At 71.4% G+C, this 21,996-nt stretch carries 21 protein-coding genes and 1 tRNA gene; 5 read left to right on the top strand and 17 right to left on the bottom strand.

Features of this window, described 5'->3' with window-relative positions; genetic code table 11:
* Nucleotides 1–7: 7 nt before the first annotated feature.
* The 4 genes from NF557_RS03350 to NF557_RS03335 form a co-directional block, all read right to left on the bottom strand.
* Nucleotides 8–811, bottom strand: coding sequence for a sulfite exporter TauE/SafE family protein (locus NF557_RS03350; RefSeq protein WP_252621673.1), 804 nt, complete (start codon nucleotides 809–811; stop codon nucleotides 8–10).
* 84 nt (nucleotides 812–895) lie between these two features.
* Nucleotides 896–2,128, bottom strand: a complete 1,233-nt coding sequence (gene rocD, locus NF557_RS03345; RefSeq protein WP_252621672.1) for an ornithine--oxo-acid transaminase — start codon at nucleotides 2,126–2,128, stop codon at nucleotides 896–898.
* 89 nt (nucleotides 2,129–2,217) lie between these two features.
* Nucleotides 2,218–2,772 carry a DinB family protein gene (locus tag NF557_RS03340; RefSeq protein ID WP_252621671.1) on the bottom strand — a complete coding sequence of 185 codons (555 nt, stop codon included), beginning with the start codon at nucleotides 2,770–2,772 and terminating at the stop codon, nucleotides 2,218–2,220.
* Between the two features lie 168 nt (nucleotides 2,773–2,940).
* Nucleotides 2,941–3,026 (bottom strand) — tRNA-Tyr (locus tag NF557_RS03335).
* A 79-nt stretch (nucleotides 3,027–3,105) separates the two neighbouring features.
* Between NF557_RS03335 and NF557_RS03330 the strand changes: the two genes are divergently transcribed.
* From NF557_RS03330 to NF557_RS03320, 3 genes are all read left to right on the top strand, one after another.
* A complete protein-coding gene (locus NF557_RS03330) occupies nucleotides 3,106–3,603 on the top strand; it encodes a YajQ family cyclic di-GMP-binding protein (RefSeq protein WP_252621670.1) in 498 nt (165 codons plus the stop codon).
* Between the two features lie 163 nt (nucleotides 3,604–3,766).
* A complete protein-coding gene (locus NF557_RS03325) occupies nucleotides 3,767–4,261 on the top strand; it encodes an RNA polymerase sigma factor (RefSeq protein WP_252621669.1) in 495 nt (164 codons plus the stop codon).
* 105 nt (nucleotides 4,262–4,366) lie between these two features.
* A complete protein-coding gene (locus tag NF557_RS03320) occupies nucleotides 4,367–5,857 on the top strand; it encodes a hypothetical protein (protein WP_252621668.1) in 1,491 nt (496 codons plus the stop codon).
* A gap of 105 nt (nucleotides 5,858–5,962) precedes the next feature.
* On the opposite strand, the gene pepN is transcribed toward NF557_RS03320, so the two are convergent.
* Nucleotides 5,963–8,446 carry an aminopeptidase N gene (gene pepN, locus NF557_RS03315; RefSeq protein WP_252621667.1) on the bottom strand — a complete coding sequence of 828 codons (2,484 nt, stop codon included), beginning with the start codon at nucleotides 8,444–8,446 and terminating at the stop codon, nucleotides 5,963–5,965.
* A 137-nt stretch (nucleotides 8,447–8,583) separates the two neighbouring features.
* Between pepN and folP the strand changes: the two genes are divergently transcribed.
* Both folP and NF557_RS03305 read left to right on the top strand, forming a co-directional pair.
* Complete coding sequence (gene folP / locus NF557_RS03310; RefSeq protein ID WP_370584421.1) at nucleotides 8,584–9,513, top strand: dihydropteroate synthase; 930 nt, start codon at nucleotides 8,584–8,586, stop codon at nucleotides 9,511–9,513.
* The gene (locus NF557_RS03305; protein WP_252621666.1) at nucleotides 9,510–10,733 is read left to right on the top strand and encodes a cytochrome P450; all 1,224 of its coding nucleotides are present in this window, start codon (nucleotides 9,510–9,512) and stop codon (nucleotides 10,731–10,733) included. Before folP ends, NF557_RS03305 begins: the two co-directional genes overlap by 4 nt.
* A gap of 40 nt (nucleotides 10,734–10,773) precedes the next feature.
* Here NF557_RS03305 and htpX read toward each other — a convergent pair whose 3' ends face one another.
* From htpX to NF557_RS03245, 12 genes are all read right to left on the bottom strand, one after another.
* Nucleotides 10,774–11,634 (bottom strand): zinc metalloprotease HtpX, encoded by an 861-nt coding sequence (htpX, locus tag NF557_RS03300; RefSeq protein WP_252621665.1) that lies wholly within the window; start codon nucleotides 11,632–11,634, stop codon nucleotides 10,774–10,776.
* A gap of 37 nt (nucleotides 11,635–11,671) precedes the next feature.
* Nucleotides 11,672–13,162 carry an NADH-quinone oxidoreductase subunit N gene (locus tag NF557_RS03295; RefSeq protein ID WP_252621664.1) on the bottom strand — a complete coding sequence of 497 codons (1,491 nt, stop codon included), beginning with the start codon at nucleotides 13,160–13,162 and terminating at the stop codon, nucleotides 11,672–11,674.
* Nucleotides 13,159–14,742, bottom strand: a complete 1,584-nt coding sequence (locus tag NF557_RS03290; protein WP_252621663.1) for a complex I subunit 4 family protein — start codon at nucleotides 14,740–14,742, stop codon at nucleotides 13,159–13,161. The genes NF557_RS03295 and NF557_RS03290 overlap by 4 nt, the downstream gene beginning before the upstream one ends.
* A complete protein-coding gene (locus NF557_RS03285; RefSeq protein WP_252621662.1) occupies nucleotides 14,739–16,760 on the bottom strand; it encodes an NADH-quinone oxidoreductase subunit 5 family protein in 2,022 nt (673 codons plus the stop codon). The genes NF557_RS03290 and NF557_RS03285 overlap by 4 nt, the downstream gene beginning before the upstream one ends.
* Nucleotides 16,757–17,053 (bottom strand): NADH-quinone oxidoreductase subunit NuoK, encoded by a 297-nt coding sequence (gene nuoK / locus NF557_RS03280; RefSeq protein WP_252621661.1) that lies wholly within the window; start codon nucleotides 17,051–17,053, stop codon nucleotides 16,757–16,759. Before nuoK ends, NF557_RS03285 begins: the two co-directional genes overlap by 4 nt.
* Complete coding sequence (locus tag NF557_RS03275; protein WP_252621660.1) at nucleotides 17,050–17,556, bottom strand: NADH-quinone oxidoreductase subunit J family protein; 507 nt, start codon at nucleotides 17,554–17,556, stop codon at nucleotides 17,050–17,052. The genes nuoK and NF557_RS03275 overlap by 4 nt, the downstream gene beginning before the upstream one ends.
* Nucleotides 17,553–18,107, bottom strand: a complete 555-nt coding sequence (locus tag NF557_RS03270; RefSeq protein WP_252621659.1) for a NuoI/complex I 23 kDa subunit family protein — start codon at nucleotides 18,105–18,107, stop codon at nucleotides 17,553–17,555. The genes NF557_RS03275 and NF557_RS03270 overlap by 4 nt, the downstream gene beginning before the upstream one ends.
* Entirely contained in the window at nucleotides 18,104–19,069 is a 966-nt protein-coding gene (gene nuoH, locus NF557_RS03265; RefSeq protein ID WP_252621658.1) for an NADH-quinone oxidoreductase subunit NuoH, read from the bottom strand. Before nuoH ends, NF557_RS03270 begins: the two co-directional genes overlap by 4 nt.
* 145 nt (nucleotides 19,070–19,214) lie before the next feature.
* Nucleotides 19,215–19,751, bottom strand: a complete 537-nt coding sequence (locus NF557_RS03260; RefSeq protein ID WP_252621657.1) for an NADH-quinone oxidoreductase subunit C — start codon at nucleotides 19,749–19,751, stop codon at nucleotides 19,215–19,217.
* Nucleotides 19,748–20,371, bottom strand: coding sequence for an NADH-quinone oxidoreductase subunit B (locus tag NF557_RS03255; protein WP_252621656.1), 624 nt, complete (start codon nucleotides 20,369–20,371; stop codon nucleotides 19,748–19,750). Before NF557_RS03255 ends, NF557_RS03260 begins: the two co-directional genes overlap by 4 nt.
* Entirely contained in the window at nucleotides 20,371–20,760 is a 390-nt protein-coding gene (locus NF557_RS03250; RefSeq protein ID WP_425342953.1) for an NADH-quinone oxidoreductase subunit A, read from the bottom strand. The genes NF557_RS03255 and NF557_RS03250 overlap by 1 nt, the downstream gene beginning before the upstream one ends.
* Before the next feature lie 54 nt (nucleotides 20,761–20,814).
* Nucleotides 20,815–21,975 carry an AAA family ATPase gene (locus tag NF557_RS03245; RefSeq protein WP_252621655.1) on the bottom strand — a complete coding sequence of 387 codons (1,161 nt, stop codon included), beginning with the start codon at nucleotides 21,973–21,975 and terminating at the stop codon, nucleotides 20,815–20,817.
* Between the last annotated feature and the right edge of the window lie 21 nt (nucleotides 21,976–21,996).

Raw genomic sequence — 21,996 nt, 5'->3', positions numbered from 1 at the left:
CGCAGGCTCAGGCCAGGAGCGACTGGAGGCTGTTGACGGCCGTATAGGTCGCCACGAGGATCAGGAACACCGCGAACACCTGGCTCAGGGCCTTGGGGTGCACGCGTCTGCTCAGCCGGCCCGCCGCCATACTCGTCAGGACCGCCGCGGTGGTGAAGCCGATGATCAGTTCCCAGTCCAGGTCCACCGTGCCGCTGACGCGGGTGACCAGCCCCACCAGGCTGGTCATCGCCAGCACCAGCAGGGAGGTGCCCACCGCCCGGCGCATCGGCAGCTTCAGCAGCAGGGTCAGGGCGGGCACGATCGCAAAGCCGCCGCCCACGCCGAAGAACCCGGTGAGCCAACCGATGCCGGTCGCCACCACGAAGACCAGCGCGGCCCGACGGCCATCAAGGTGGAACGGTCGCAGCTGCAGCCAGCGATAGGACAGGTCGGCCTCCGGCTGGTGGCTGGCACGGTGCCACATCAGCCAGGCGACGGCGACCAGGAGGAGGGCGAACAACGCCATCAGCACGTCGCCGTCGACCGCCAGCGCCATCCGCGCCCCGACCACGGCACCGGCGATGCTGAACACCCCGAAGGCGAGCCCGTCGGTGAGGTTGACCATGCCGGCCAGGCCATACTGCACGGCGCCGAACACCGCCGTGACCCCCACGACGACCAGCGAGGTCGTGGTCGCCTCCAGCGGAGCCTGGTCCAGCAGATAGACCAGGGCCGGCACCGCGACGATCCCTCCACCGCCCCCGAGGGAGCCCATCACTGCGCCGACGACGACCCCGACCAGGACGGCGAGCAGGATTCCGGATGACACGGCAGAACTCTCCCACGTCTCAGCGCCACAGCATGCAAGCGCCCCGCAACCGTCGGACGGTCGCGGGGCGCACTGCTGTGGCTTTCAGCTCCCGGAGGCCGCCGCCAGCACCTCACCGAGCGCGTCGATGACCTGCCGCAGCTCGTCGTCGCTGATCGTCAACGGCGGCGCAAGGCGGATGGTCGAGCCGTGGGTGTCCTTGGCCAGGACGCCCTTCTTGGCCAGGCCCTTGCAGGCCTCCTTGCCCGTCATCAGGTCCGTGTTGATGTCGATGCCCGCCCACAGCCCGCGCACCCGCACACTGTCGACACCCTTGCCGATCAGGGCCTCCAGTCCCTCGCGGAAGGGGCCCTCGAGGTCTGCGGCGTGCCGCTGGGGCTCCCCGGTCTCCAGCATCTTCACGACCGCGTGGCCCACGGCTGCGGCCAACGGGTTGCCGCCGAAGGTCGAGCCGTGCGTGCCTGGGGTGATGACGCCCATGACGTCCTCGTCGGCGGCCACGGCCGAGACCGGCACGATGCCACCACCCAGGGCCTTGCCGAGGGTGTAGATGTCGGCCTCGACGCCTTCGTAGCCGCACGCCAGGGTGGTGCCGGTGCGGCCGAGACCGGACTGGATCTCGTCGGCGATCATCAGCACATTCTTGCTCGTGCAGAGCTCGCGCAGCCCGGGCAGGAAGCCCTCCTTGGGGATCTGCACGCCCTGCTCACCCTGGATCGGCTCGAACAGCACCGCGACCGTGTCGTCGGTGATCGCGGCCTCGATCGCGGCGAGGTCGCCGTAGGGCACCGCGGTGAAGCCGGGTGTGTAGGGCCCGTAGTCGTCGTGGGCCTCCGGGTCGTCGGAGAAGCTGATGATCGTGGTGGTGCGGCCGTGGAAGTTGCCGTCCATCACGATGATGTCGGCCTTGCCCTGCTCGACCCCCTTGACGCGGTAACCCCACTTGCGGGCGATCTTGATGGCCGTCTCGACAGCCTCGGCCCCGGTGTTCATCGGCAGGATCTGGTCCTTGCCGACGAGCGTGGCAAGGTCGCGGCAGAACGGACCCAGCTGGTCGTTGTGGAAGGCGCGGCTGGTCAGCGTCGACCGGTCGAGCTGCGCCTTGGCCGCCGCGACCAGGTCAGGATGGCGGTGGCCGAAGTTGAGGGCGGAGTAGCCCGCGAGCGCGTCCAGGTAGCGGTTGCCCTCCACGTCGGTCACCCACACTCCCTCTGCCTCGGCCACGACGACCGGGAGCGGGGAGTAGTTGTGTGCCGCGACGCGGTCCTCGAGCTCGATGAACGCTGCGTTGGTCTGCGGGAGCTGGGTGTCGGTCATGGGCCAAGACTAGGACCACGCGTGCGCATCGTGGAAGACAGCCCGGAGCGGGACGTATGCCGTGCGCCGGGTGGAGCGGCCAGCGCACCTCACCGGTGGGCCCAGAGATCTCGCAACAACGCGATCTCGGCCAGGTGATGGATCGCCTCGCGATTGATGTGCAGCACCAGCTCGGCCATCGGGTGCGCCGCGAACGGCCCCTCGGCCTCCCCCACCGGTCTCGCGAGCGCCGCGGCATCGAGCCCTCGCACCCCCGCCAGCCACGCGGCATACGTCTCGTCCAGCTGGGCCAGCGCGCCTGCGGCGGTGCCGGCGTAGTCCCAGGTGAAGTAGTCGCACTGCCGGAAGCCGAAGTGGGATGCCGCTCGCCCGCCAAAGACGCCGACGATGAGGTGCCCCAGACGCCAGGCGATGGTGGTCACCGGCGCGGGCTGGGGCTCGGGGACCGCGAAGTCAATCTCCCACTCGCCGCCTCCGACGGCCTGGGGGGTCGCTGCGGCGCCGCGTGGCCGCACGCTCCACGCGCCGACCGCTGGCTCCCAGAGGTATTCCGCATCGGTGAGCCCGTCGAGCCGCGGTCGGGCCTGCTGCTCCCAGTGCCACGTCAGCTGCTCGATCGCCAAACCGTGCCAGTCGACGCTCATGATCGTCTCCTCCGTGGTGGGGTGTCTTCCACTCTAGAGACACCCGCCGACAGCGACCCCGGTCGACCTACGAAACCCCTGCAAAAAGGCGGGGTCGACCTACGAAACCCCTGCAAAAAGAGGGGGGCGACACAATGGGCCCCGACCGTGTGGTCGGGGCCCTTCACGTGGTGGCAGGTGCAGGATTCGAACCTGCGTAGGCGTACGCCGGCGGATTTACAGTCCGCTTCCATTGGCCGCTCGGACAACCTGCCATGAGCGCGGATGAAAGGATAACAGGGACGACACACCAGATCCGAACCAGACCCGGACCACACCAAGAGGAGCAGCATCATGGCCGACTCATCGTTCGACATCGTCAGCAAGGTCGACAAGCAGGAGGTCGCCAACGCCGTCAACCAGGCCGCCAAGGAGATCAGCACGCGCTACGACTTCCGCAACATCGGCGCCTCCGTCGAGCTCTCGGGTGAGTCGATCACCATGAGGGCCAACAGCGAGGAGCGCTGCCTCGCGGTGCTGGACGTCCTGCAGACCAAGCTGGTCAAGCGCGGCGTCTCGCTGAAGTCCCTCGACTACTCCGACGACGGGGTGCCGCGCCCCTCCGGCAAGGAATACCGGCTGGACGCCGTCCTGACCGAGGGCATCAGCAGCGAGAATGCCAAGAAGGTCTCCAAGCTGATCCGCGAGCAGGGGCCCAAGTCCGTCAAGGCCCAGATCCAGGGCGACGAGCTGCGCGTCACCTCCAAGTCGCGCGACGACCTGCAGGAGGTGCAGCGCATGGTCAAGGGCGCTGACCTCGACTTCGCGGTCCAGTTCACCAACCGCCGGTAGGAGTCGACTGGAGACGGACCAAGGGGCACTCGGGGGACGAAGTCCCCCGAGCGGTGCAACAAGGGTAGCCTCCCTGACAGTTGCCTGATAGACGCTCCAGCATGGGCTGGAGCGACCTCACGATGGAGGCGCCATGGTGCTCGGGACGGCACAGGGGAACGGCATGCGGGCAACGCCCCGCGACGCAGCCTGGTTCGACCGGTTGTTCGCCGAGCACGCGGTGGCGGTGCACCGCTACTTCGTGCGCCGCGCCCCCCGCCAGGAGGCGGAGGACCTCGCGGCCGAGGTCTTCGCCGTGGCGTGGCGCCGACGCGACAGCATCCCCGAGGAGTTCGTGCTCCCGTGGCTCTACAAGACCGCCTCCTACGTGCTGAGCAACCATCGGCGCAAGCCGACGCTGACCCTGCTGGCCGACTACGGCAGCGAGTCCCCCGATCGCAGCATCAGCGTCGATCCGGCCGACCTCGTGGTCGAGGACGCCGAGGTGCGGGCCGCGCTGGACAGGCTCAGCACCCGCGACCGACAGGTCCTGATGCTCCACGCCTGGGAGGGCCTGGACGGCGAGGGTCTGGCCAAGGCCCTGGGCATCACCCGCGGCGGTGCCGCTGCCGCCCTGTCCCGGGCCCGCGCCCGGCTGCGGGAGGCCTGGGTCACCTGACCCGCCTGATCTGCCAGACCACGCACATCGCAACATGCGGACAGTTCGACACACAGACCAGGTAGGACGCCACCACATCGGTGGCACCGGCAGGGAGGACACATCATGAACCACTTCGACGAGGACGAGGCACTGGCCCGGCTGCGCGCCGCGGACCCGGCCTCCGGCGCACACCCCGACCTTCGCAAGATCTCCGAACGTCTGGACGGGCGCACCCCGGTGGGGGCCTCGGGGGGCTTCGCCTTCTCTGACACGAGCGACACCGCCGTCCGGGTGCACGACCCAGATGTCCGCACCGGTCGCGGGGGCATCCTCGTGGCCGCCGCGGTGGCGGCCCTGGCGCTCGGCGGCGGTGGCTACGCGCTGGGCACCACCGCCGGGGACGACAACATCCCCACGGTGGCAGCCAACGACTCCTCGTCCGACGACTCCAGTTCGGCAGTCACTCACGACGCCGGGCCCGCCCTGGACCACGGCCTCTCACCCGCGGCGGACGGGAATGCTGCGGAGGACATGTCGGGCGACGACGCCATGTCGGAGGAGTCCATGGGTGGTGGCTACGCAGGGCCGGTCATCCCCGTCGCCGGCGAGGCCCTGTCCACGGAGCGCACGACCGGCACGGTCTATGGTGCGTCGACCGACAGCATGTGGTCGGAGGGGGAGGCCAAGGACCTGTTGCAGGGGTATGCCGACCGGCTCGGCATCGAGGGGACCGTCCAGGACGAGGGCGGGGACTTCGCACACGTGGTCGACTCCATCGACGGCCGCAACCTGGCCGTCTACTCCTACGGCACCAACAGCTCGCTCGACTACAACAACCCGACGCTTGACCCGTGGTGCGAGGACATGCGGGCAGAGATGGAGAACTCGGACGGCGACTACGGCTGGTTCGGCTACGGCTCCGAGGGCCCCTCGGACATCACCTGCACCGAGCTCGGACCCACCCCGGATGAGGCGACCGCCATCGCGATGGCCGAGAAGTTCTTGTCACAGCTCGAGCTCGACTACACCGGCTACACCGTCCAGATCCAGCCTCCCTACAGCCCGGAGATGGACGAGATGGGCGGGGGCGACGCAGCCTACGCAACGTCCGCACCTGGTGAGTCGCAGCTCTACGACCCCGAGAGCACGTCCACCGAGGTCGTCGTCTCGACCACCGACGGACCGCTCGCCGGCTTCCAGGACTGGCACCTCAGCGTCACCAGCGAGGGCGTGTCCTACGCCAGCATCCAGTTCGGCGACTACGTCGAGCTCGGGGACTACCCCGTGATCTCCCCGGCAGAGGCCGTCGAGCGCGTCAATGACGTCAGGTTCCAGCAGCTGGGCGCCTACATCCCCACCCTGGACTACTACGACGAGCCGGGCTACTACGAGGAGTGGGTCGAGCCCGAGCCCCTGCCGCCGATCGCCCCGGGAGAGCCGATCCCCTATCCGCTGACCGAGTCCGCAGTGACGGCGGCGGAGCTGCACACCGGCATCGTCAGCCTGTGGGACGGCACCGAGTTCATCGTCCCCGTCTATGACCTCTCGGACGGCCAGGGCAACCACTGGCAGGTCATGGGGCTGGCCGAGGAGGCCCTGGACTTCACCCCCTGATCCGGTCGGGGCACGCCGGGTCGCCGCGGGTGCCGCACGGGAGTGATCCCGTGCGGCACCCGCTGGTGGTGCGACCCGGGGCAAGCCCGTTGGCCTGGTCCGGTCTCAGCCGAAGGCCCGGCGCGAGGCCAGCACCTCGCGCAGCACCGACTGCTGGTCGACCAGGGAGCGGTGCACCGCCGGGGACAGGTCGCCCACCGCGAGCCGGTCGTCGGTGGCGGTGATCGTCGCCTCGTCCACGACGCTGCGCGGGTAGGCCAGCGCCGCCACCCGCGCGAGCGCATCCTGGCCGACCCGCCCCTCCAGCGCAGGGATGTCGCGGTGGAAGGCAGCGACATACTCCCGCACCAGGTCGGTGTGCCGCCCGGTCCAGAAGCCGCTGGCCAGTGCGTTGCGTTCGTGGTTGGACCGGCCGTGGTCGCCGACCAGCTGGTCCCAGGCCCAGGCCTTGTCTGCGGCAGTCGGCAGCGCGGCCAGTGCGGCCAGCGCCCCGAGGTTGCCCTGCATCGAATGGTCCGCCTCTCGCGCCGCCTCCAGATCAGCGGCGGACACCGCCCCGGCACCCGCGAGCGAGCGCAGGACCAACCAGCGGAAGTCCGGGTCGCCATCGAGCCCGGCGGGGAGGTCGACACTGCCGGACCAGCGCTGCAGCTGCTCGACGTCGCGGGTGGCTGCCGCGAGGATCCGCGCCGCGGCCAGTGCCTGGCTCGACCCCGCCGGTGCGCTCTCCAGGCGCGCTCGCGCGGCCCCTGCGACGGCGTCCCGCGCGGACGGCACCTCCGCGTCAGCCAGGTAGTCCGCCAGCACCCGGGACGTCAGCAGTGCGCCCGATCGGCTCAGGATCGAGGAGTTCTCCTCGAGCGGCCACGCGGCCACGAAGATGTCGACGACCAACCGCGGGTCCACCCGTGCGGTCGCCAGACCGTCGGTCAGCGCGACCCAGACCACCGCCCGGTGCTGGGCCTGGCTCACCCGGGGCAGCTCAACCGGCAGGGCCGTCAGGCTCGCGGCGTCGAGCTCGACCTGCGCCCAGGTGAGGTCACCAGCGTTCGGGATCAGCAGCCCGACTGATCCCGCCACGTCGGCCCTGACCAGAACCTCGTCCTGGTCCAGCACCACGTCGGCAGCCAGCACCTGGGTGCCCCCGCTCCACCCGGCCACGTCGAGCGTGTGCGGACGCTGGGCGGGCACCGCCTCGGGCGCACGGCGGGTGACCCGCAGGCCATCACCGCCCATCGCGGCAGCGAGGGTGTCCACGCCCGCCGTCGTCAGCCAGACCTTCGACCACTCGGTCAGGTCCGTGCCTGACGCGGCCTCCATCGCGCCGAGGAAGTCAGCGAGCGCGGCGTTGCCGTAGGCGTGCTCGGTCAGGTATGCCGTGATGCCGGCCACGAAGGCCTCGTCACCCAGGTGGCAGATCAGCTGGCGCAGCACCGCAGCGCCCTTGGCGTAGGAGATGCCGTCGAAGTTCTGCAGGGCAGCGTCGGCGTCGGGAGCCGGCGACCCCGCCACCGGGTGGGTCGAGGGGGCCCGCTCCGCGGCATACCCCCACGCCTTGCGGGACATCGTCGAGTCGACCCAGGCGTCGTCCGAGCCGCTGATCGCGGTCAGCGTCCGGTGGGCCATGTATTCGGCGAACGACTCGTTGAGCCACAGGTCGTCCCACCACTGCATGGTGACCAGGTCGCCGAACCACATGTGCGCCATCTCGTGGCAGATCGTGTTGGCACGGGTGAGCAGCTCGTCATCGGTCGCGGCCCCGCGGAAGAGGTAGGTGTCGCGGAAGGTGACACACCCCGGGTTCTCCATCGCGCCGGCGTTGAACTCTGGGACGAACACCTGGTGGTAGGAGCCGAACGGGTAGCGGATGCCGAACAGCTGGTGGTAGTAGTCGAAGGCGTCCTTGGTCACCTGCAGCATCGCGGGCGCCTGCGCGCGCAGGGACTCGGCCAGCGAGGCGCGCGCGTGGACCCCCAGCGGGATCCCGTCGTGCTCGTCGGTCACCGACGCGTAGGGCCCGGCGCAGATCGTGACGAAGTAGGTCGCCAGGGGCTGGGTGGTGGCCAGCTCCCAACGGCCCGGGCCGGTCGCGGTGGCCGCCCCGTTGCCCAGCACGGTCCACGCCTGCGGTGCGGTGATGGTGAGCGTGTAGGGCGCCTTGAGGTCGGGCTGGTCGAAGCAGGCAAAGACCCTGGGCGCCGCGTCGAGGAAGAGGTGGCCATAGACATAGGCCAGGCCGTCGGCCGGGTCGATCGCCCGGTGCAGACCCTGCCCGTCGTTGCTGTAGCCCATCGTGGCCTCGACCACGACCGTGTTGTCGGCCGCGAGCCCGGTCAGCTCGACCCGGCCGTCAGCCACGGTGCCCGGGTCGACCGCGGCACCGTTGAGCGTGATGCTGGCGACGTCGACGGCCTTGATGTCCAGGAAGCTCGAGGCACCTGGCTGCGCGGTGAAGGTCGCCGTGCTGCGGGAGCCGAAGGTCGGGTGCTCGGGATCGTCGCCGCCGGTCAGGTCAAGGTCGATGGCGTATGCCGTCACGGCGAGAGTCTGGGCGCGCCGCTCCGCGTCGGCCCGGGTGAGAGAAGGCATCCTCCAAGCCTGCCACGGCGGTGCCCCCGCAGCGCACCCGCGCCGCAGAGCTGACCCTGTCGGCGCCCGCCGGGGCGCAGTGGCACGATGACGGCGTGAGCCCCTCGTCACCCCCACCATCCACCGGTCCGCAGCCGGTGCGCTCGCTCGAGCTGCGGCATACTCCCCCGCTGGTCCTGCGGGGTCGCACCTTCGACGCCGGCCACGCGGCCGTGATGGCCATCATCAACCGGACCCCGGACTCGTTCTGGTCGGGCAACCGGCACGTCGGGCTCGACTCCGCGCTCGCGGCGCTCGACGACGCAGTGGAGGCGGGAGCGGACATCGTGGACGTCGGTGGTGTCCGTGCCGGGCAGGAGGGCGGGGTCGTCGAGGCGGCCGAGGAGCTCCGCAGGGTCATGCCCTTCCTGGAGGCGGCCCGTGCGGCGCACCCGGACCTGGTGCTGAGCCTGGACACCTGGCGCAGCGAGGTGGCCGCTGAGGCTGGCGCCGTCGGGCTGGACCTCGTCAACGACACCTGGGCCGGTGCCGACCCGGACCTGGTCCACGTCGCGGCCGAGATCGGGGCCGGGGTCGTGGTCTCGCACACCGGTGGCTTGCCTCCTCGCACGGACCCCGTCGCCATGACGTATGCCGACGAGCAGGGCGGCGATGAGCTCGCGGTCGTCCGGGACGTGCTGCGGGTGCTGAGCTCGGGCGCGGCGGCAGCGGTCACGGCGGGCGTGCCGCCCGAGCGGGTGCTGATCGACCCCACGCTGGACTTCGGCAAGACCACCCGGCACAGCCTCACCGTGCTGGCGCACACCGACGACCTGGCGGGGCTGGGCTATCCGATCCTGCAGGCCCTCTCGCGCAAGGACTTCGTCGGCGAGACCCTCGACCTGCCGGCCGACGACCGGCTGGAGGGGACCCTTGCCGCCACGGCGATCGCGGCGTGGCTGGGCGCCACCGTCTTCCGTGCGCATGACGTGCGGGCCACCCGTAGGGTCGTGGACATGGTCGCCACCATCCGGGGCGACCGCCCGCCGGCACGGGCCGTCCGGGGTGAACCGACAGGAGGCGCATGACCCAGTCCGAGGACACCCACCCGCTGAGCGAGGACGCCCACCCGCTGACCGGGCCTGCGACGCCCCCCGACGCGGCGGTCGAGTCGACGCCTGGTGAGTGCCCCGTGGTGCGGCTGCCCGACGGGACCTGGGCCGTGCGTGGTCACGCCGACGTCCGGCACGTCGCGCAGACGCCCGAGATCTTCTCCAGCGCCGCCCGGTCTCACCTGCACGTCCCCAACGGGATGGACGGTGCTGAGCACCGCCGGTTCCGGGCCGTCATCGACGAGCACCTGGACGACTCCCGCATCCTGCCGCTGGCCCCGATGATCACGCAGGTCGCCGAGCACGCGGTGGCCGAGCTGGTGGCGCGGACCCGAGCGGCCGACATCCTGCACGAGTTCGGCCGACTGGTCGCGGTGCGCGTCCAGAGCCGGTGGCTCGGCTGGTCGGCCGACCTCGAGGACGAGCTGCTGGGCTGGATCGACGACAACTTCGCGGCCACCCGCTCCGGCGACCCCAGCCGCAACGCCGCGGTGGCCGAGCACTTCGACCGGATCGTGCACGGCATCCTGAGTGAGCGCCGCGCGCGGCGGGCGGCTGGTCAGGCGCTGCCGGACGACCCCACCACGGCGCTGCTGGACCAGCACGTCGAGGATCCGGAGGCACCCGGCGGCAGCCGCCTGCTGACCCACCCAGAGCTGGTCTCGACGCTGCGCAACTGGACCGCCGGCGACCTCGGCTCGATCGCCTCCTCGATCGGTGTCGTCGTCCACCATGTCGCGGCCGACCCGCAGCTGCAGGAGCATCTGCGCATCCTGTCGCACCGCGAGGCCGACCATCTCGAGGAGCTCGATGCCGCGGTCGACGAGATGCTGCGGATCGACAACCCGTTCCCCTTCAACAAGCGGGTGACGGTCCGGCGCACCCAGCTGGCCGGTTACAGCCTGCCGACGCAGACCCCGCTCGTCATCAACTGGACGGCTGCCAACCGTGACGAGCGGGTGTTCGGCGACCCGGACGCCTACCGGCCGGCGCAGAACCGCGCGGCCAACATCGTCTATGGCGCGGGACCCCATATCTGCCCGGGCCGGGTGCTCTCGACGCTGCAGATCCGGGGCGCGTTGGCCGCGCTGCTGCGGGCCACGACCTCGATCACGCTCGACCCCGACCGCACGCCCGTGCGCGAGGCCTTCCCCTCCCGCGGCTTCGAGACCGTCCCGGTCCTGCTGCAGGCCTGAGGACGACCACGAGCCAGCCGGGCTGGCAGCGGTCAGTGCCTCACGGCAGCTGACGGCCCGCCATCGCCTCGAGCCGGGCGACCCGGTCCTCCATCGGCGGGTGGGTGGCAAACAGCGACTTGACGTCGCCGGCGCGGAACGGGTTGGCGATCATCATGTGGCTGGCGTTGACCAGCTGCGGTTCCGGGGCCAGCGGCGCGGCCTTGGTCCCGGCAGAGATCTTGCGCAGGGCGCTGGCCAGGGCGAGCGGGTCGCCGGTGAGGGCTGCACCGTCCTCGTCCGCGTCATACTCCCGCGTCCGGGTGATGGCCAGCTGGATGAGCGAGGCGGCCAGCGGGGCCAGCAGTGCCATGGCGATCAGCGCCAGCGGGTTGGGCCGGTTCTCGCCGCCACCTCCACCGAAGAAGAGCATCATCTGAGCGACCGAGGTGATGATGCCCGCGAGCGCCGCAGCGACCGAGCCGGTCAGGATGTCGCGGTTGTAGACGTGCATCAGCTCGTGGCCGAGCACCCCCCGCAGCTCACGCTCGTCGAGCAGCTGCAGGATCCCCTCGGTGCAGCACACCGCGGCGTTCTCCGGGTTGCGGCCGGTCGCGAACGCGTTGGGCGCGGCGGTCGGGCTGACATAGAGGCGCGGCATCGGCTTGCCGGCGCGCGTGGAGAGCTCGTGGACGATGCGATACATCTGCGGCTGCTGCTCCGGGCCCACCGGGTAGGCCTTCATCGCCTTGATCGCGATCTTGTCCGAGTTCCAGTAGCCGTAGGCCGTCGTGGCGACACCGATCAGCGCGAACAGCCAGATGTAGCGGCCGCCGCCGATGAGGGCGCCCACGCCGAGGAGCAGGGCCCAGATGCCGCCGAAGAGGAGGGCCGTCTTGAGCCCGTTGTAGTGGTTGTGCATGCTGTGGAAACGCTCCGTCCAGCTCGGGTGTTCCGCGTTAGAAGATGCCCACCGGCGCGATGCTGCCGAGCAGGAGGAGCGTGGTCAGGACCCCGATCAGCACGCGGTGGGTCCAGGGCATGGCGTATGCCGGGGGCTCGGGCGCGACGTCAGCGGCCACCAGCTCCTCGGGCGACTCACGCTCGATCAGGGCCGCGAGCCAACGGACATAGACCGCGATGCCGAGGGCGATGTTGAGCGTGGCCACGACCAGCAACCACCAGGTGCCGTCGGCCGCGACGGGCCGCAGCACCACGACCTTGGCCACCAGGCCGATGATCGCCGGGGGCAGGCCCGCCAGGGTCAGCAGCGCGAACCCGAGCGCGGCCGCGCTCAGGGGCTGGCGACGCGCCAGCGACCGGTGGTCCTCGATCGCCGCCCCGCCCCCGGGACGGTGCGCCACGGTGATCACCACCACGAACGCCAGGACGGTGGCCACCACATAGACGGCCAGGTAGCCGCCGGCGGCGTGCACCGCCCGCGACGACAGCGAGGCCAGGGGCAGCATCAGCCAGCCGGCCTGGGCGACGGCCGACCAGGCGAGCAGGTGCACCAGGTCGTCCTGCCGCAGCGCCATGGCGTTGCCGAGCGTCATCGTGACGGCAGCGATCACGGCCACGGCGACCAGCGCGAAGCCGGAGCTGCCGGCGAGGGCCTGCACCAGCACGATCATGCCGCCGAGCGCGGCGACCTTGGAGGTGCCGGCCAGGAAGGTGGTGACCGGCAGCGGCGCGGTCGAGTAGGTCAGTGGCGTCCAGGCGTGGAACGGCACGGCCGAGAGTTTGAAGCCGAGGCCGGCCAGCACGAAGACGGCCGACAGGAGCAGGAGGGCCGACCGCTCGGGCACGGCGGCCGCCGTGGCTGCGGCCTCGGGCGACAGCAGGGCCGTGCCGGTGGCCGCCACCCACAGGGCGGCGCCCAGCGCAAGGAGCGCGAACGAGACCAGTGAGGTCGTCAGCAGGGCGACCGCGCCGGCGATGGCTTCGGCGTGCCGCTGCGCGCGGCGCTCCAGCGCGACCAGGCCGACGACCGGCAGGGTGGCCAGCTCCAGGCCGACCAGCAGGGTGCCGAGGTCCCGGGCCGCGGGCACGGCAGCCACCCCGGCAGTGGCGGCGAGGAACAGCGCGACCAGCACGACGGTCGGCGCCACGGTCGGGCCACCACGACCGGCCCGACCCCACTCACCCCAGGTGAGCACCAGCACGACGGCGGCACTGCCCAGAGCGAGCAGCTGCAGGCCACCGGTCAGCGAGCTCGCGGCATACAGGCAGGGCCCGGAGGGCAGGCAGAACGCGCCGGTGGAGTCGGCAGATGACTGCAGGATGGCTGGGATGGTGCCGACAGCACCTCCGGCCAGGCCGGCGGCTGCCACCCACAGGTGGGCGCTGCGCGCCCTGGGCCAGGCGACGTCGAGGACGAGCACGACGACGGCCGCCAGGGCCGGAGCCAGCACCGGCCAGAGGGCCGAGACGTTGAGCTCGAAGGTCACCGGCCCGCCCCCAGCGTGGCGATGACGCCCTCGACGGCGGGTGCGGTCAGGTCGAGCAGTGCGACGGGATAGACGCCGAGGGCGACGATGCCGACGCCCAGGACCGTCAGGATCCCGAGCTCGACGCCACGCGCATCGCGGATGGCAGGGCTGCGCCGGTCACCGGCCCAGACCTCCCGCAGGACGCGCACGGCATAGGCCGCGGCCAGGACGGCACCGAGCGCGCCGGCGAGGGCAAACACGCGGAACCAGCCGACGGTCCGGCCGGGGCCGGGGTCCCAGGCGGCGAACAGCGCGCCCCACTCCCCCCAGAAGCCGGCCAGGCCGGGCAGGCCCATCGCGGCGGCCATGCCCAGGATCAGGGCAAAGCCCAGCCGTGGCGTGATCTCGCGCAGCGCGGCCCGGGAGGTGGCCAGGTCGGCCCCGCCCCACTGGTGCTTCAGCGAGCCGACCAGCACAAAGAGGAGCCCCGCGATCAGGCCGTGGGCCATGTTGCCGAAGATCGCGGCCTGCAGACCGGTCTCGGTCCCGGCGGCGATGCCCAGGACGACGAACCCGAGGTGCCCGATCGAGGCCCACGCGATCAGCCGTTTGAGGTCCTGCTCGACCAGGCAGGCCAGCCCGGCCCAGAGGATGCCGGTCACCGCAAACCCGGCGAGTGCGGGGGCGACCGTGGTCAGCCCGTCCGGCAGCGGCGCGGCGACCAGGCGGATCATGCCGTAGGCACCCATCTTGAGCAGCACGGCGGCCAGCAGGACCGACCCGGCCGTGGGTGCCGTCGCATGCACCCACGGCAACCAGGTGTGCAGGGGCCAGACCGGCACCTTGATGCCCAGACCGATCAGGAGTATGACGGCCACGATCACCTGGGTGCCGTGCCCCATGGATGAGCCCGCGAGCTCGGCCCAGCGCACGAGGTTGGTGGTCCCGGTGGCGCTCCACAGGGCCAGGATGCCGATCAGCATCAACATCGAACCGGTGGCGGTGAAGAGCAGGAACCGCCACGCGGCGCCATCCCGGTCGGCGCGGGTGGTGGCGTCGCCGTGGCGGGCGATCAGCACCCACATCGGGATGAGCACGAGCTCGAACGCGACGAAGAAGATGAGGGCGTCGCGGGTCAGGAAGGTCAGCAGCGAGCCACCGACGACGACCAGGAGGCAGGCGTAGTAGGTCGCCAGGGAGCGTGGCCCGGGCACGACGGTGCCGACCGGCAGCGGTTCGGTGGGCTGGCGCCGACCGGGCTCGCCGAGGCGGGCGTCGGACAGCGGGCTGTGATAGGGCACCAGGGTCGCCACGACGGCCATCAGGCCCGTGAGCAGCACGAACGGGGCGCTGATCCCGTCGACAGCCAGGTCGAGGCGCACCCCCAGGCTCTCGATCCAGGCGAGGTCCAGCTCGGGGCGGCGCCAGACGGTCCAGCCGGCGGCCAGCGCCGCCAGCACGGCGGCCGTCACGGCGAGGCCGCGGCTGACGCGGGGACTCGGCGGGGTCCCGACGCGGTCGGCGACGAGGAGCCACCCCGCGCCGAGCAGCGGGGCCAGCACCAGGACCGGGATGGCGAGACCGTCGAGAGCGCTCACGAGAGCACCACCCCGATGATGGCCAGCACGACGACGCCGCCGAGGACGAGGACCAGGGCGGGCGCGGGGCGTCTGGGGTGGGTCGTCTCCAGCGCGCTGCCCAGCAGTCGCGCGGTGGGCACGGCGGCCCGGACATAGGCGTCCAGCACCTCACGGTCGGCCCACTGCACCGCGTGGGCCAGGGCCAGGACCGGACGCACGACTGCCGCGTGATAGAGCCGGTCGAAACCCAGACCGCGCTCGGTGGCAAGGCTCAGGTTGGCGGGCAGCCTGGCGGCCGCGTCCCGCGAACCGACACCGCGGGAGGCGACCCAGACGGCCAGGGCGGCCAGCGCCATCAGCAGCAGCGCGGCGGCGAGCAGCTGCAGGTTGACCGTCAGGGCCAGGTCGAGCTGCGGGGTGAAGGCCAGGACGCCGCCCACGACCGAGAAGAAGCCGAGCAGCGCCACAACCGAGCGTGCGGACGAGGAGATGGCCGAGTCGGCCTCCTCGATGCCGATGGCCTCCTCGACCACGTCCGGCTCGCTGAAGAAGTCATCGATGATCTGGCGGTCGGCGGTGGGCCGGGGGGCAGGCACGTGCCGGCGCCGGGGCCCGCGGTCCAGGATCAGCCAGGCGCGCATGCAGTAGGCGGCGGTCAGGGGCACGCTGGCGCCGACCGCGGCCAGGACGATCGTCGCGGCCGTCCCCATGCCTGCCTGCACCCCGTGCTCGGCCTGGGCCAGGACGAGCTCCTTGGAGACGAAGCCGACCATGGGGGGCACGCCGGCGAGCGCGAGCAGCCCGATGCCCATCGGCCGCCGCAGCGAGCGATAGCGCTTGGTGGACGAGACGACGAAGCGCACGACCGTGCCACCGGTGAGCACGCCCATCCACCCGACGGTGAGGAAGAGCAGCGCCTTGAACCAGGCGTGGGAGACCAGGTGCAGGATCGCGGCGTCGGGACCGTCGCCGGCGGGCACCACGGTCAGCGCCGCGAGCATCAGGCCGACCTGGCTGACGGTCGACCAGGCCAGCAGCCGCTTGATGTCGGGCTGGGCAAAGGCGAGCAGAGCGGCAAGCACGATGGTCGCTGCCACGAGCAGCGCGAGCAGCACCCGGGCCGGCCCACTGGCCTGGAGCAGCGGCAGCAGCTGGGCCAGCACGACGGTGCCGGCGGCGACCATCGTGGCGGCGTGGATCAGCGCGGACGCGGGCGTCGGACCCTCCATAGCGTCCGGCAGCCAGTCCTGGAAGGGCAGCTGGGCGGATTTGCCGAGCACCCCGAGGACGACTCCCACCATGGCCAGGGACAGTCCGGCGGAGGGACCCGCTGAGCTCCAGTGCTCGACGATCGCCGGGATGGAGGTGGTGCCGGCACCGGCCGCCAGCGCGATCAGTCCCAGCACGAAGCCCACGTCGGCCAGGCGGGTGACCAGGAGCGCCTTGCCCGCCGCGCGGTTGGCGCTGTCCTTGGCCGAGAGGTGGCCGATCAGCAGGAACGAGCACCAGCCCATCACCTCCCAGCCGATCAGGGTGAGCACCACGTCGGAGGAGAGGACCACCAGCAGCATGGCTGCGGTGAAGATCGACACCGAGGCCGAGAACTGCCGATAGCGCGGGTCGAACCAGAGATACCACCGCGCAAAGATCTGCACGAAGAAGGCGACCATCGACACGACAGCGGCCACCAGGGCGCTCAACCGGCTGGCCGACAGCTCCAGCGGCACCGTCAGCTCGCCGAAAGAGAGCGCGCCGATCGTGCTGGAGATCCGCGGCTCGCTCGTGCCGGCCACGGCATAGAGCTGCCAGACCATGGCCGCGAACACCAACCCGGAGCACCCGATCGCCACCCAGGCCGCGGGGCGGGAGGAGCGCCGCGAGAGGGCCAGCCCGAACAGTCCGGCCGCCGCCGAGAGCAGGATCGCCCACTGGGCGGGGGACCCGGGCAGGTCGGGCACCGGCAGGTCGGGCAGCGCCGGCAGCGGCAGTCGCGCCAACTCCCAGTCGGGCCACGGCCAGTCGACGGTGGGGATCATCGCGCCTCACCGGTCAGGTCGACGTCGCCGCGGGTGCGGTGCATGGCCATGACGACCGCCAGAGCCACGACGATCTCGGCGGCGGCGATGGTGATGACAAACAGGGTGAGCACCGAGCCCGAGGCGAGCACGTCCGGGCCTAGCTGGCCCACGGTGACGAGCACCAGCCCCGCTGCGGCGAGCAGCAGCTCGACGCCAATCAGCATCAGCACGGCGTGCCTGCGGGCCAGCACGCCATAGGTCCCGATCCCGGCCAGGAGCGCCGCGAGCAGCAGGGGCAGGGCCGGGCTCACGGCTCGTCCACCTGGCCCCGGCTCGTGGTCGCCACGGCCACCGCGGCCACCAGCGCGGCGAGGAGGAGCAGGGACAGCAGCTCGAACGGCCACACCCAGGTGCCGAAGATCTGCTCACCGATCTCCTGGTTGGACGGGCCGGCGACCTCCCGGGTCCCCCACCCGTAGGCCGCGATCAGGGTGCCACCGAGCAGCACGGTCACCCCGGCGCCCACAGCGGCGGCCAGCCAGCGGTGACCGACCGAGGTGTCGACCTCACCCGCCCCCGCACGCGTGAGCATCAGGGCAAAGAGGATCAGCACGACGACCGCGCCGACATAGACGAGCAGCTGGACCAGGGCGACCAGCTCCGCCCCCAGCACGAGATAGCACCCCGCCAGCCCACCGAGCGAGACCACCAACCACAGCCCCGCGTGCAGCACGCGAGCGCTGGTCACCGCCAGCACACCGGCGGCAGCGGTGATCAGACCCACTGCCGCGAACAGGACGTCGCGACTGGTCACTCGTCGACCACCTGCGAGCCGGTGTCCGGTGTGTCAGCCTGCGGCGCGACGGCCGGTCCGGGCCGCACATAGCCCCCCGGCAGCGCGGAGTCGGGCACCCGCTCCATCCAGGTCCCCAGCTTGGCCTTGCCGTGCAGCAAATTGCGGATGTCTCCCTCGGCATACGCAAAGTCCGGGGCCCAGAAGAGCGCGTCGAACGGGCACACCTCGATGCAGATGCCGCAGTACATGCACAGCGAGAAGTCGATGTCGAAGCGGTCCAGGACGTTGTGCTGGCGGGCGCGTCCACCCTCGGGCCCGGGCTCGATCGTCTCCTTGTGCGAGTCGATATAGATGCACCACGAGGGGCACTCGCGCGCGCACAGCATGCAGGAGGTGCAGTTCTCCTCGAGCAGGGCCACGACCCCGTGCGAGCGCTCCGGCAGGTCCGGCTCCTGGTGAGGGTACTGCCGGGTGTGGGCCGGGCGGGCCAGGGTCTTGGCCGTGGTGGCCAACCCCTTGCCGAGGCCGCGCAGCAGGTCCAGCGCGCCGGGTTCACGTGAGGTGGTCATCCCCAGATCACCACCCCGACGCCGGTCAGCGCCAGCTGCGCCAGCGCCAGCGGCACCAGGACCATCCAGGCCAGGCGCTGCAGCTGGTCCTCCCGCACCCGGGGCCAAGCGACTCTCAACCACAGGATGAGTATGGCGACCATCGTCGCCTTGAGCAGGGTCCACAGCGGCCCGAGCGTGTCGGACCACGGCCCGGACCAGCCCCCGAGGAAGAGCACGGTGAACAGCAACGACATCACCACGATCCCGGCATACTCCGCGAGGAGGAAGAAGGCGAACCCCAGGCCGGAGTACTCGGTGTAGGGACCGAAGACGACCTCGGAGTCGGCGATCGGGGAGTCAAACGGCACGCGCTGCAGCTCGGCGACCGCGGCGATGAGGAAGACCAGTGCGCCGGGCAGCTGCCACAGCAGCCACCACCACGACCAGGCGGTCGCGATGCCGGTCAGCGACAGGGTGCCGGCCGCCATCGCCACCGAGGCTGCCGCCAGGACCATCGGCAGCTCATAGCTGACCAGCTGGGCCCCTGCGCGCATCCCGCCGACCAGGGAGTACTTGTTGCCGCTGCCCCACCCGGCCATCAGGGTGCCGAAGACGCCGATGGAGGAGACCGCCAGGACGAACAGCAGGCTGGCCGGGACGTCCGCGGCCACCCAGGCGGCCGACCACGGGATCGCGGCGAGCACGACGAGATAGGGGATCAGCGCGACGGCCGGCGCCAGGCGGAAGACCCACTTGTCGGCGGCGGCCGGGGTGATGTCCTCCTTCTGCACGAACTTGATGCCGTCGGCGACCAGCTGCGCGATCCCGTGCGGCCCGGCCTCCATCGGGCCCAGGCGGCCCTGCATGTGGGCCATCACCTTGTGCTCGGTCTGCCCGATCGCCAGAGGCAGCGTGAGGAAGGCCGCCAGCACGACGATGGCCTTGAGGATGATCTCGACGGTCAGCGGTAGGTCGCTCATCGCATCTCCCCGATGAGCTCCGCGGACCGCTCCGGGCCTCGCAAGCTCGTGTCCTCGCGGGTCCTGTCGCTCATCGCACCTTCCCCGATGAGCTCCGCGGACCGCTCCGGGCCTCGCAAGCTCGTGTCCTCGCGGGTCCTGTCGCTCATCGCGGCCCCCAGGACTCGTCGGGCACACCGGGTGGCAGCAGTCGGCGACGTGGACGCCGACGTGGCGTGGCACCGTCCTTGTCGCCCTTGGCCTGCGGCTCACCGCCCTCACCCGGCTCCTTGGCCCCCGGCCACGGCTTGGAGGCCCGGGCCGTGAGGTGGAACGACTTGCGCAGCGGCGTGCCCTCAAACCCGTTGGGCAGCAGCAGCGGACGCAGCCCCTCGCCGGTGCCGTCGTCGAAGCCGGCGAAGTCGATGCCAAACATCTCGTGCGTCTCGCGCTCGTGCCAGGCCGCGCCACGGAAGACGCCGGTCACGCTGGGGAGCGCCGTGCCGTCCGGCACCCGCGCGCGCAGCAGGACGTGCTCCCACGGGTGGGTGCGGATCAGGTGACAGGCCACGTCGAAGCCGGGCTCCTCCTCCGCGTCGGTCTGGTCGACCGCGGAGAGCCAGTCGAAGAAGTCATACCCCTCGTCACGGGCCGCCCCGATCTCGGTGGCCCAGTCGGTGACCGACACCTCACGGGTGATCATGACCGGTCACCGCCATCGGCTGAGTCCGGTGGCGTCGTGGCACCACTCGGCGGAGTAAGCAGACCCCGGGTGACCTCGCCTGCGGACGGTGGCTGATCGGCATACGGACGCGGCCTGGAGCCGGCCCGGGCCCGCCCGGGTGTCTCGGCGGCGATCTGCTGCTGCAGGGTGAGGATTCCGTGGAGCAGCGCCTCCGGCCGGGGCGGGCAGCCGGGCACATAGACGTCGACGGGGATGATCTGGTCGACGCCCTTGGTGACGGAGTAGGAGTCCCAGTAGGGCCCGCCGGAGTTGGAGCAGGCGCCGTAGGAGATGACGTACTTGGGCTCGGGCATCTGGTCATAGAGCCGCCGGATCGCCGGGGCCATCTTGTCGGTGACCGTGCCGGAGACGACCATCAGGTCGGACTGGCGCGGGCCGGGGGCGAACGGGATCACGCCGAGGCGGATGAAGTCGTGCCGGGCCATCGAGGCGGCGATGAACTCGATGGCGCAGCAGGCCAGGCCGAAGTTGAAGACCCACAGGGAGTATTTGCGGCCCCAGTTGAGGACCACCCGGACAGCATCCGGGGCGGCCTCGGCAGCACGCCCGACGCGTGGGGTCGGCAGGTCGACGGTCATCACACCCACCTCAGCAGTCCGCGGCGCCAGACGTGGCCCAGGCCGACCAGCAGGACCCCGAGGAAGATGCCCATCTCCACCAGGGAGACGGGCCCGAGGTCGGTGCGCAGCACCAGGGCCCAGGGGAAGAGATAGACGACGTCGACGGCGAAGACGACATAGAGCAGGGCATAGACGAAGTAGCGCACCGCACCCTGGCTCCAGCCCGAACCGATCGGGTCGACGCCCGACTCATAGGTCGTCAGCTTGCGAGGCTGGGGGTCGTGAGGGGCCATCACCCGGCGGGCACCCGCTGCGGCCACGACCAGGAGGATCCCGGTCATGGTCACCGCCAGCACCACGAGGTAGTCGGTCATCATCAGCGAGCCTAACCCCCTTGCGCGGGCCACGGGGGGATTCTGCGAGTCGACGTGCTGGGCACCAGAACTGGACACCGGAGTCGATCAGCGCCTCGGCCACTCCCAGCGCGGACCCGACAGCAGTCCCCCGTCCTGGGCCGACCGCGTGCCTGCGGCGTCCTTGGTGAGCTCGTGGCGCCGCGCACCGTGCTCGACCAGGGACTCGATCAGCTCCGGCGAGTGGGTGACCACGACCACCTGGGTCGACGGCGCGGCGTCCGCGATGAGGGTGGCCAGTGCGGGCAGGAGGTCACGGTGCAGGCTCGTCTCCGGCTCGTTGAGCACCATCAGACCAGGTGGGCGCGTGGTCTTCAGGGCCGCCACCAGCAGCAGGTAGCGCAAGGTGCCGTCCGACAGCTCGGTGGGGCGAAGCGGCCGCAGCAGGCCCGGCTGGCGCAGACTGGCCTGCACCCGGCCGTCGTCGAGCTGGCTCAGCCCGAGGGAGGACCCGGGGAACGCTGCGTCCACGGCGGACTGGACCCCGTCCTGGTCGCCCTGGAAGCTGATCGTGGTCAGCACCGCGGCCAGGTTGCCCCCGTCGGCGGCCAGCACGGGCGAGACCGTGCCGATGCACGGCTGCCGGGCCGGAGCGTCCACGTCGGTGCGGAAGTGGTCATAGAAGCGCCAGCCGCGGATGGCCCCACGGACCGCGGCGATCTCCGGAGCATCCTCGAGCCCGACCGCCTCTGCCAGCAGCGACTCCGAAGGGGCGACCTGCCAGTCCAGGGTGCGCCAGGCGCCCTCGCGGACCTTCACGACGGGGCCGTGCCGGTCGACCAGCAGGCTGCCCGCCCGGGCCACCGCTCCGTGGAAGACCTGCTCCCGCTTGATCTCCGGATCGTTGACGAAGGGGCTGTGCCCCGGCGGTGGGATGCCCAGGTCGACGAGGTAGCCCAGGTCGTCGCCGGAGTAGCCGAGGCGCAGCCCGACCGGCCCCCTGCGCACGGTGCCCTGCGCCGGGGCGTGCCCCGTCACCACCTCCTTGGCGGGTCGCTCCGGGCCGGCCCACAGGATTGATCCCAGGCCGCCGTCACGGGCGATGGCCCCCACGACCGAACCGTCGGCGCAGCCCGCCAGCAGGCGCAACGCGCGATAGAGGTTGGACTTGCCGGAACCGTTGGCGCCGGTGACGACGTCCAGGCCGCTCAGCTCCAGCGCCAGGTCCCGGATCGAGCGGTAGCCCTGGATCGCGATCGTGCGGATCATGACGGGCAGCCTGTCACGACG

This window comes from Ornithinimicrobium cryptoxanthini (assembly GCF_023923205.1).
Classification (GTDB): Bacteria; Actinomycetota; Actinomycetes; order Actinomycetales; family Dermatophilaceae; genus Ornithinicoccus; species Ornithinicoccus cryptoxanthini.
The sequence above is the reverse complement of the archived record's forward strand: the minus strand, read 5'-3'. Positions and strand labels throughout refer to the sequence as shown.